Origin of the sequence: Pseudarthrobacter sp. NPDC058119, assembly GCF_042884655.1 — a bacterium.
GTDB lineage: Bacteria > Actinomycetota > Actinomycetes > Actinomycetales > Micrococcaceae > Arthrobacter.
The window spans coordinates 335,561-345,896 of the sequence record NZ_JBHVTN010000003.1 but is presented as its reverse complement, the minus strand read 5'-3'; the positions used below and the strand labels follow the sequence as shown (position 1 = coordinate 345,896).

At 66.7% G+C, this 10,336-nt stretch carries 9 protein-coding genes and 1 riboswitch; of the genes, 7 read left to right on the top strand and 2 right to left on the bottom strand.

Annotated features, from left to right (window positions below; genetic code table 11):
- Window positions 1-5: 5 nt before the first annotated feature.
- Both ACFVTD_RS09510 and ACFVTD_RS09505 read right to left on the bottom strand, forming a co-directional pair.
- The gene (locus ACFVTD_RS09510) at window positions 6-269 is read right to left on the bottom strand and encodes a DUF4235 domain-containing protein (protein ID WP_387561456.1); all 264 of its coding nucleotides are present in this window, start codon (window positions 267-269) and stop codon (window positions 6-8) included.
- Between the two features lie 78 nt (window positions 270-347).
- A complete protein-coding gene (locus ACFVTD_RS09505) occupies window positions 348-1,382 on the bottom strand; it encodes a LacI family DNA-binding transcriptional regulator (RefSeq protein ID WP_387561453.1) in 1,035 nt (344 codons plus the stop codon).
- Between the two features lie 167 nt (window positions 1,383-1,549).
- Here ACFVTD_RS09505 and ACFVTD_RS09500 point away from each other — a divergent pair, with 167 nt between their 5' ends.
- The 7 genes from ACFVTD_RS09500 to ACFVTD_RS09470 all read left to right on the top strand — a co-directional run bounded on the left by ACFVTD_RS09500 (window position 1,550) and on the right by ACFVTD_RS09470 (window position 10,333).
- Window positions 1,550-2,485, top strand: a complete 936-nt coding sequence (locus tag ACFVTD_RS09500) for a dihydrodipicolinate synthase family protein (protein ID WP_387561450.1) — start codon at window positions 1,550-1,552, stop codon at window positions 2,483-2,485.
- A 116-nt stretch (window positions 2,486-2,601) separates the two neighbouring features.
- Window positions 2,602-4,002, top strand: a complete 1,401-nt coding sequence (locus tag ACFVTD_RS09495; protein ID WP_387561447.1) for an MFS transporter — start codon at window positions 2,602-2,604, stop codon at window positions 4,000-4,002.
- Window positions 4,003-4,227: 225 nt separating this feature from the next.
- Window positions 4,228-4,368, top strand: a riboswitch (TPP riboswitch).
- A 67-nt stretch (window positions 4,369-4,435) separates the two neighbouring features.
- Window positions 4,436-5,059 carry an ECF transporter S component gene (locus ACFVTD_RS09490; protein ID WP_387561444.1) on the top strand — a complete coding sequence of 208 codons (624 nt, stop codon included), beginning with the start codon at window positions 4,436-4,438 and terminating at the stop codon, window positions 5,057-5,059.
- Complete coding sequence (locus ACFVTD_RS09485) at window positions 5,059-6,603, top strand: ABC transporter ATP-binding protein (protein WP_387561441.1); 1,545 nt, start codon at window positions 5,059-5,061, stop codon at window positions 6,601-6,603. The genes ACFVTD_RS09490 and ACFVTD_RS09485 overlap by 1 nt, the downstream gene beginning before the upstream one ends.
- The gene (locus ACFVTD_RS09480) at window positions 6,600-7,400 is read left to right on the top strand and encodes an energy-coupling factor transporter transmembrane component T family protein (protein ID WP_387561438.1); all 801 of its coding nucleotides are present in this window, start codon (window positions 6,600-6,602) and stop codon (window positions 7,398-7,400) included. The genes ACFVTD_RS09485 and ACFVTD_RS09480 overlap by 4 nt, the downstream gene beginning before the upstream one ends.
- Before the next feature lie 115 nt (window positions 7,401-7,515).
- A complete protein-coding gene (locus ACFVTD_RS09475; RefSeq protein WP_387561435.1) occupies window positions 7,516-9,039 on the top strand; it encodes a UDP-N-acetylglucosamine 1-carboxyvinyltransferase in 1,524 nt (507 codons plus the stop codon).
- A gap of 67 nt (window positions 9,040-9,106) precedes the next feature.
- A complete protein-coding gene (locus ACFVTD_RS09470; RefSeq protein WP_387561432.1) occupies window positions 9,107-10,333 on the top strand; it encodes a glutamate--cysteine ligase in 1,227 nt (408 codons plus the stop codon).
- Window positions 10,334-10,336: the final 3 nt, after the last annotated feature.

Here is a 10,336-nt window from a genome sequence, read left to right as displayed (position 1 = left end):
GGACGCTAGACGATGTCCTGGGTCTTCGCGAAGCGGGTGATGGCGCGCTGGGTGCCGCGGTTGGCCAGGACCTGGATGATGGAACTGACCGACGCCGAGATCAGCGCAAAGGTCAGCGCCGAACGCAGGCTGGTGGGTACGTCCTCGTGTTTGCCGGTGGGCGGCTTCTGTCCGGTGGTCTTTTCCCAGATGGCATTGACCAGCTTGGTGCCGGCGAAGCCTGCGCCGAGGCTCACGGCCGTCCCGAGCAGTTTGATGAGAAGGTTCATTCCAGGTACTCCTTGCGGGCGGAAAACGGACTGCTCCCAGCCTAGCCGTCCATCCGGCGGGAATTGGGATCGACCGGATTACACGCGGGGCATTGGCGGCCGCCGGGGTGTTCCGCTGGATTGGCGTGGGATGAGGGTTGGCATCGATCGGCGGATGAGGGGCTCCGGGCCTGGGTTGACGATGAGGTCGATGGCGGTGGCTGCGATCTGGTCCAGGGGTACGCGGACTGAGCTAAGTGGGGTGGGCAGGCGCGCGGAGAGGGGCGTGTCGTTATATCCGACCAAGGCCAGATCGTCGGGGATGCTTATTCCGCTGCGGTGGGCCGCGGCCATCACACCCATGGCGATGTTGTCGTTGGCGGCGAAGATCGCTGTAGGGCGGGTTTGTGGCGTTCCTCCCAAGAGTTTCTCACCCGCCGTGTAGCCGTTTTCGATGCCGTAACCCGCAGCGATCAGCCAGTCTTCCCGGGACCGGATGCCAGCTTCATTGAAGGCTTTGCGGGCTCCTGCCAGACGCGCCGTTCCCGTCGAGGTAAAGGCAGGGCCCGTGACGACGGCGATATCTCGGTGTCCGAGGTCGATGAGGTGGCGCACGGCGAGATAGCCGCCGACCTCATCGTCGCCAAGCGCAGAGGGGCTGACGCCGTCGGTGCGGAGTACCAGGGCATGCGCTACGCGGCGCTCACGCAGCAGCCGCGGCAGTTCGTCATCGAGGCGGGCAGTCGCAAGGATAAGGCCGTCTACGTTCCTGTCCAAGAGGGTCTCCGCCGCGCGGCGTTCATCGTCAGGATCGTCCCCGCTGGTGGCGACCATAGCAAAGTAGCCCCGGGATGAGGCGGCTTTTTCGAGCTCTTCAAACATCAAAGCCATGACCGTGTCGCTGAGCCTGGGAACGAGGACGCCCAAGGTCCTTGTCTCGCCGCGGCGAAGGCTGGAGGCGAAAGAATTCCTGCGGTACCCGAGTTCTTCGGCGATTTTCCTGACATGGGCTGCAGCTGCGGATCTGGACGTGGTGCGTTCATCCAGGGCGCGACTGGCCGTGGAGACGCTCACGCCGCTGGCAGCCGCGACGTCCTTCAGGGTGATGATTTCGCCGGGGACGGCCCGTTCCATCGCGGTTCTCCTCTTCAGCAAGGGTGTAACAGCCACTCTAATTCCTCCTTCTTGCAAACGTTCCCTTGACAGTGACCTGTGACACGTGCAAACTTGAAAACGTTCCCGCAAACGATTTCATTCTAGCGGGACTACCGACCATCAAAGAAGACAAGAAGGTAGCTGCAATGGCACTCGATCTCCGCGGACTCAGCCCCGCACCCGTCACCCCGTTCACCGAAGATGGCGCTGTCGACTTCGATGCGATCCAGCGCCTGGGTTCCTGGCTCGGATCGATTGACGGCGTGAAGAGCCTCGTCGTCCTGGGCCACGCCGGCGAAGGAACGTTCCTCACCGAAGAGGAGCAGCTGGACGTTATCCGCGCGTTCGTGGCGTCCACCGACGGCCGCGTCCCAGTCGTGGCCGGCATTACCAAGGAGGGCAACAAGACCGCGGCCCTCGAGGCCAAAAAGGCCGTCGAGGCGGGCGCATCCGCTGGCCTGGTCTACCCTTCGCACGGCTGGCTGCGCTTCGGCTACCAGCAGGGCGCCCCGCAGTCGCGCTACAAAGAGATCTATGAAGAGTCCGGCCTGCCGCTGATCCTCTTCCAGTACCCCGACAACACCAAGGCGACTTACGACCTCGACACCCAGCTGGAGATCGCCGGCCAGGAAGGCGTCTTCGCCACGAAGAACGGCGTCCGGAACATGCGCCGCTGGTACACCGAAATCCCCGCCCTGCGCGCCGCGTACCCCGAACTGCAGATCCTGTCCTGCCATGACGAGTACCTGCTGCCGACAATGTTCGATGTCGATGGCCTGCTCGTCGGCTACGGCAACATCGCCCCCGAATTGCTCGTCGGACTCATCGAGGCCGGCAAGGCGCAGGACTACAAGCGTGCCCACGCCATTCATGAGCGGTTGCTGCCGGTGACCAAGAATGTCTACCACCGCGGCTCCCACATGGAGGGCACCGTCGCCTTGAAGTGGGGCTTGGTGAACCGCGGCATCCTGGACCACGCCACGGTCCGCACCCCGCTCCTGCCCCTGCCCGAGGGCGCCGAGACCGAAATCGCGGAAGCCTTCGCCGCCGCCAACATCGGCAAAGTCACCGCCGCTGTCTGATCCACGGATCCCAAGGATGGCGGGAGCAACTCCCGCCATCCTCCCCTAGGCTTTAGCCATCTCCACTCTTGGTCAATGAGGACCCCAGCATCACCGCTGGAGAAGGAGGACTCGCAATGCGCGAGCCGAACACCACCACCACCACCATGGCGGGCGGCCCCAACGCCGCCAGGATCAATGCAGAGCTCGTAGCCCGCCTCGAGAGGCTCCCGCTCACCCGGCGCCTGACCCTGATCCGCGTGGTCATCGGGTCAGCCACGTTCTTCGACGCGTACACCGTCCTGGCCATCGCCTTCGCGATGCCCCAGCTGTCCACCGAATGGCACCTGAACGCCGGGGAAATCGGAATGATCCTCTCCGCCGGCTACGTCGGGCAAATCTTCGGATCACTCTTCTTCGGCCAACTCGCCGAACGCATCGGACGCCTTCCAGTCCTGCTCATCACCATCCTGCTTTTCGTCTCCATGGACGTCGCCTGCCTTTTCGCATGGGGTGCCACGTCAATGATCATCTTCCGGTTCCTCCAAGGCATCGGCACCGGCGGCGAAGTGCCGGTCGCCAGCGCCTACATCAACGAATTCGTCGGCGCCAAAAAGCGCGGCCGCTTCTTCCTCCTCTACGAGGTCATCTTCCCCGTCGGCCTCATGTTCGCCGGCATCGCCGGGTACTTCCTCGTCCCGGTCGTTGGCTGGAAGGCCATGTTCATCGTCGGCATCATCCCCGCCCTCCTCACCATCCCCATGCGCTGGCTCATGCCCGAATCCCCGCGCTGGCTTGCCTCCAGGGGCCACATCCACAAGGCCGAGACAGTCGTCGCCATGCTGGAAAAGGAAGCGCGAAAAGCCGGACACACCCTCTCCGATCCTGTCGTCCGCCCCGTGGATCCGAAGGCAACGGCCCGCACCAGCTGGCGAGAACTGTTTTCCGGGATCTACAAGAAGCGCACCTTCATGATCTGGATGCTCTGGATCTGCGTCTACATGGTCAACAACGGCCTTATCACCTGGCTCCCCACGCTTTACAAGCAGACCTTCAACCTTCCGCTGCAAACCAGCCTCGCCTACGGCTGGGTCACGTCGGCAGTAGGCGTCGTCGCGTCGATCGTCTGCGCACTGCTCATCGACCGCGTCGGCCGCAAACGCTGGTACTCGTGGGCATTCCTCGCCGCCACGGTGCCGCTCGTCGTCCTCACCGCCCTCGGCGCCGTCTCCGCCACCCAAGTGGTGGTGTTCGCCAGCATCGCCTACGCCATCCTCCAAACCATCTCCTTCTCCCTGTACCTCTACTCCGCCGAGCTCTACCCCACCCGGCTGCGCGCCATCGGAACCGGTTTCGGCAGCGCCTGGCTCCGCGCCGGCTCAGCGATCGGGCCCATCCTTGTGGGCTACATCGTCGACAACTACGGCATCAGCTTCGTCTTCACCGTCTTCGCAGCAGTCGCCCTCATCGGCGGCCTGATCACTATCTTCTTCGCCATCGAAACCAAAGGCCGGGTCCTCGAAGAGCTCTCGCCCTAAACGACAAACCGCCTCCACGGCAGCGGCTGGAACCTCCTTGGGTCCGTGCCGCTGCCATTGGCAGTTAAGGTTGCCTTCCGGCCGGCGCGCGGCGCATTCCAGACCGGACCCGGTCATATCCGGCGGATTGGCGCACGGGGCCCCGCAATCCAGCCCTGCCAGGTGTAAACTTGACCTCGCCCAACCGGGCACACCAACAAGCGTTACCCACACCAAAAGCAACACTAAAAACGACAGGGGAGCGCCGCCGTCGGGCAACCTGGCACCAGCCGGGCACCGCAGGTGGGCGCTGAGAGTGCGGACAGCCGCAGACCCTCGAACCTGATCCGGTTAGTACCGGCGCAAGGGAGTCGAGTTCTCAAAGTGTCGCGGTTCCACGGCCACAGGCCGCCGGCCGGGTCCACTTTCCCCTCCTGTTTCCCAGGAGGATCACATGAGCACTGCAGCAATCAAGAAGACCACCAGCAAGTCCTGGCGCGTCGTGGACATCGTCGTCGCCGCCCTGGTGGCCATCGCCGGCGGCGTCATCTTCTGGGCCTGGGACCAGGGCGCCGCCGCCCTGTCCGCTCCCATGAACGCCGCCTACCCACCCCTCACCGGGCTGCTCGCCGGCGGATGGATGATTCCAGGCGTGCTCGGGATGCTCATCATCCGCAAGCCCGGGGCTGCCCTGTTCTGCGAAACCGTGGCCGCCACCGGAGAGCTGCTCATGGGCTCCCAGTACGGCGCTTCGGTCCTCTTCTCCGGTTTCATCCAGGGCCTGGGCGCGGAAATCATCTTCGCAATCTTCGTGTACCGGAAATTCAACCTGCCCGTGTCCCTGCTGGCAGGCGCTGCGGCCGGATTCTTCTGCGGCCTGAACGATTCGTTTGCACCGTGGGGCTGGAACATCGCCTACTCCGGCGCGGACAAGCTGGCCTACATTGTCCTCACCACCATTTCCGGAGCCATCCTGGCCGGCGCGCTGGCCTGGCTCGCCACCCGCGGCCTGGCCCGCACCGGCGTCCTGAGCTCCTTCGCGTCCCGCAAGGCCGCCACGGAGCCCGTCTTCTCCTGATGGCACCCTCCCAGGACTCCGGCGCGGTCCGCCCCGCCGCCGTCACCGCCCGCGGCTGGGGCTGGCGGCACGCCGGCCGGGCCAAACCCGCCGTCCACGGCCTCGACCTGGACATCGCCCCCGGGGAGCGGGTGCTGCTGCTCGGCCCCTCCGGCGCCGGGAAGTCCACGCTGCTGCACGCGCTGGCCGGCGTCCTGGGAGACATCAACGACGACGGCGAGGCAGGCGACGCCGACGAGTCCGGTTCGCTCCTGGTGGACGGCGCCGCGCCCCGCTCCCAGCGCGGCCGCGCCGGCCTGATGCAGCAGGACCCCGAGACGCAGGTGGTCCTCTCCCGGGTGGGGGACGACGCCGCCTTCGGCGCCGAAAACCTCGCGGTGCCCCGCGACGCGATCTGGCCCCGCGTGCAGGCAGCGCTGGCCGACGTCGGACTCTCCCACCTCCCGCTTGACCACCCGACGTCGGCCCTGTCCGGCGGCCAAAAGCAGCGCCTGGCGCTCGCTGGCATCTTGGCGATGCGCCCCGGCCTGATCCTGCTGGACGAACCCACCGCCAACCTGGACCCGGACGGCGTGCTCGAAGTCCGGGACGCCGTGGCCCGCTCCCTGGACAAAACCGGCGCCACCCTGGTGGTCGTGGAGCACCGCGTGTCCGTGTGGAAGGACCTGGTGGACCGGATCGTGGTCCTGCAGCCCGGCTCCGCCAGCGAGCCCGCCGTGCTCCTGGACGGCCCGCCGGACCACGTGCTCAACGAGGCGCGGACCATGCTGGCCGCTGCCGGCGTGTGGGTCCCCGGGTACGTCCCGGCCACCCGTTCGCGCGCCGCCGTCCCGGCCCACGGAACGGGCACCCTCCTGCTGGCCGCTGAGCAGCTGGCCGTGTCCCGGGAGCGTCCGCGCCGCCAGGGTTTTCGGAAGACACCGCCGGTGCCGGTCCAGGAGGGCGTGGCCGCCCAGGTCCGCGCCGGGCAGGCCCTGGCCATCACCGGTCCCAACGGCGCCGGCAAGTCGACGTTCGCCCTGACCCTGGCCGGCCTGCTGGAGCCCGTGGCAGGGACGGTGTCCGCCACGCTGGACCTCAGCCGGGGCGCCGGCATCGACCCCTACAAATGGAAGGCCGAGCAACTGATTTCACGGGTGGGCACGGTCTTCCAGGAACCGGAACACCAGTTCGTCACCGGGAAGGTGCTGGACGAACTGCAGTTCGGCCCGAAGCACCTGGGGCACGGCGAAGACAGGGTGGACGAACTGCTGGAGCGCCTGCGGCTCACCCAGCTGGTGGACGCCAACCCCTATACGCTCTCCGGCGGGGAAAAGCGCCGCCTCTCGGTGGCCACCGTCCTTGCCGCCAGCCCCCAGGTGCTGATCCTGGACGAGCCCACTTTTGGGCAGGATGCCAATACCTGGGCCGAACTCGCATCCTTCCTGTCCGAGCTCCTGGATGCCGGCACGGCGGTGGTTTCCGTGACCCACGACGCCGAGTTCACCGGCGCCCTGGGCGGAACGGAACTGCGGATGGCCGCCACGGAAGCGGTGGCACCATGAGGCAGGAACTCACCTTGGGCGGCAACCGCGCCCTCCTGGCCCGCGCCAATCCACTCAGCAAGTTCGCGGCGGTCCTGCTCATCACGGCGGTCCTGGCGCTGTCCATCGACTGGGTGTCCGCCTCAGTGGCCCTGGTCTTCGAACTGATGCTGTTTCCCCTGGCCGGGCTCACCGTGTCCCTGCTGTGGCAGCGCGGATGGCCGTTGATCCTCGCCGCAGCCATCGGCGGCTGGAGTACCGCCATCCTGGCGCCGGACAGCGGAAGGATCCTGCTCGACGTCGGCATCTGGAGCATGAGCGAGGGTTCCCTCCAGCTGGGCATCGGCTTCCTCCTGCGCGGCTTTGCGATCGCCCTCCCGGCAGTGCTCCTGATGAGCTGCACCGACCCCACTGATCTCGCCGATGCACTGGCGCAGAAGGCCCGGCTGCCCCACCGGTTCGTCCTGGGTACCCTCGCCGCGATGCGCCTGGTGGGGCTCATGGCAGAGGAGTGGCAGACCATCGGGATGGCGCGCCGTGCCCGGGGGGTAGGCGCCCGCGGCAGCCTCGGCCAGCGGGTGAAGGCGACGCTGGGCCAGAGCTTCGGACTGCTGGTGCAGGCCATCCGGCGTGCGTCGAGGCTCGCCGTGACCATGGAGGCGCGGGGATTCGGCGGCGGCCGGCGGACGTGGGCCAGGGAATCCACCTTCAGCCCCTTGGACTCCTGGGTGGTCGCCGGCGGTGTGTTGGTGGCAGGACTTGCGCTGGCAGCGGCTGTCTCTGCAGGCACGTGGAACATGGTGTGGCTCGGCAGCTAGGTCCCGTAAAAGCTACGCTTACTTCCCTATCGCACCGAATGGGTATCGCGTGTGATGCATCCCCTGCTGGCCCTCCAGGTCGGGCTGCATAACTCATTTATGATATATTCGCGGTATGACCCAGGAAACCGCTGAACACGTTGCCGCCATGCTGAGGGACGCCCGGAGCGAGAAGGGGTGGACCCAGGGCCAACTGGCCGCCGAGCTAGGCACCAGCCAGAGCGCCGTTGCCCGGATGGAGCAGGGCAAGCAGAACCTGAGCCTGAAAATGATCCAGCGGCTGGAAAACATCTTTGACCGCAGCATCGTGAACGTGGGCAAGCCGAAGATGACGCACCTGCGGGTGGAAGGCGGGCGCACCCTGTCCGGCGCCGTGGACGTCAACAGCAGCAAGAACGCCGGCGTGGCCCTGCTGTGCGCCAGCCTGATCAACCGCGGCACCACCGTGCTCCGCCGGCTGGCCCGGATCGAGGAAGTCAACCGCATCGTCGAGGTGCTGACCAGCATCGGCGTGGAGTGCACCTGGCTTAACGACACGGACCTCCGCCTGCGCCGGCCCGCCGTCCTGGACCTGGATGCCATGGACGTGGACGCTGCCCGCCGCACCCGCAGCGTCATCATGCTGCTCGGCCCCATGCTGGACGAGTCGCGGGAGTACCGCCTGCCGTATGCCGGCGGCTGCGATCTGGGCACCCGCACCGTGGAGCCCCATATGCAGGCTTTGCGCGAGTTCGGCCTGTCGGTGGAAGCCACGGCGGGTTTCTACACCGTCCAGGCCCCGCCCGCGGATGGGGAGGACCGGTCCTTCGTCCTCACCGAACGGGGGGACACCGTCACCGAGAACGCGATCATGGCCGCGGCCCACCGGTCGGGAACCACTGTGATCCGCAACGCCAGCCCCAACTACATGGTGCAGGACCTGTGCTTCTACCTGCAGATGCTCGGCGTCACCATCGACGGCGTGGGCACCACCACCCTGCGGATTGCCGGCCGGCCGGAAATCGACGCCGAGATCGAGTATTTCCCCTCTGAGGACCCCATTGAGGCCATGAGCCTCATCACGGCAGGCATCGTCACCAACTCCGAGGTCACGGTACGCCGGGTCCCCATCGAGTTCATGGAAATCGAACTGGCCACGCTGGAACAAATGGGCCAGAAACTGGAGGTCTCGGGCGAGTACATGGCCCGCAACGGCCGCACCCGCCTGGTGGACGTCACCACCAAACCCTCCGAGCTCCGCGCGCCCGAGGACAAGATCCATCCCATGCCGTTCCCCGGGCTGAACATCGACAACCTGCCGTTCTTTGCCGTGATCGCTGCGAACGCCCACGGCCAGACCATGATCCACGACTGGGTGTACGAAAACCGTGCCATCTACCTGACGGAGCTGAACCGGCTCGGCGCGCAAGTGCAGCTCCTGGACCCGCACCGGATCTACGTCAACGGGCCCACCAAGTGGCGCGCCGCCGAGGTCGGCTGCCCGCCGGCACTCCGTCCGGCCGCCTGCCTGCTGCTGGCGATGCTGGCCGCGCGGGGCGTGTCCGAGCTGCGGAACATCTACGTCATCGAGCGGGGTTACGAGGATTTGGCGGAGCGACTGAACACCATCGGCGCCAAGGTGGAGTACTTCCAGGACTAGGCATTCATCCTTCGTCATGAAGTGCGGCGCCCCTTTGAATGCCCTGCGGGCGCGGCAGAATGTTCGTATGCGTACATTCGGCGTCGAGGAAGAACTCCTGATTGTTGATCCGGAGTCCGGGGAGCCGCTTGCCCTGGCCGATGCCCTCCTGGCCAGCCACCGCGTGGCAGCAGACGATGCTCCCGTGGAGCTGGACGGCAGGCATGCCGGCAGCCAGGCGGATTACGACGACGAGATGGGCCTGAGTGCCGAGCTCAAGCTTGAGCAGATCGAGACGCAGACCCGGCCGTGCACCGATTACGGAAGCCTGCTGGAGCAGATCCGGGCCGGCCGGACGCTGGCGGACCAGGCAGCCCGAAAGCACGGGGCCCGGGTTGCGGCGCTCGCCACCTCTCCCGTGGCATCGCCCAGCCACACCACGCCGGACCCGCGCTACGCCAGGATGCTGGAACGCTTTGGCCTCACTGCCCAGGAACAGCTGACCTGCGGTTTCCACGTCCACACCTTCATTGAATCGCCGGAAGAAGGCGTGGCGGTCCTGGACCGCATCCGCGACAAGCTGGCGGTGCTCACCGCGCTGAGTGCGAATTCGCCGTTCTGGAATGGCGTCCCCACCGGATTCGAAAGCTACCGGACGCAGGCCTGGAACCGCTGGCCCACCGCGGGCCCGGCAGGCATTTACGGAACGTATCCCGCGTACCGCCGCGTGGTGACACGGTTGCTGGACAGCGGCGTCATGCTTGATGAGGGCATGCTGTATTTCGACGCCCGCCTCTCCCGGAACCATCCCACGGTGGAAGTACGGGTGGCTGACGTATGCCTCCGGGCCGAGGATGCGGCCCTTATCGCCGTGCTGGTCCGCGCCCTGGTGGAATCCGCCGGCCGGGAATGGCGCGACGACGTGGACCCTGCCCCCGTACCCACAGTGCTGCTGCGGATGGCGTCCTGGCAGGCCAGCAGCGCCGGGCTGAGCGGCGAACTCCTGGACTTCGGCAACTTCAGGCCGGCGCCGGCCGCGGATGTGGTCCGTTCCCTGGTGGACTACCTGGCACCCGTCCTGGCGGAACAGGGCGAACTGGCCCTGGCCCGGCAGGGGGTGGAGGACATCATCGCCCGCGGGACAGGGTCGGCTGAGCAGCGCCGCGCGCGTGACAAGGCCCTGGCGGGGCAGTCGCCCGAGGACATGGGGTTCGGCGCCGTGGTGCGGCAGGCCGTCCACCTGACGATGCGCGACGCGCTGGACCTGTCAGACGTGGCGGACGCGCCCGAGCTGCTGCGCGTGCGCCAGGCCTGACCC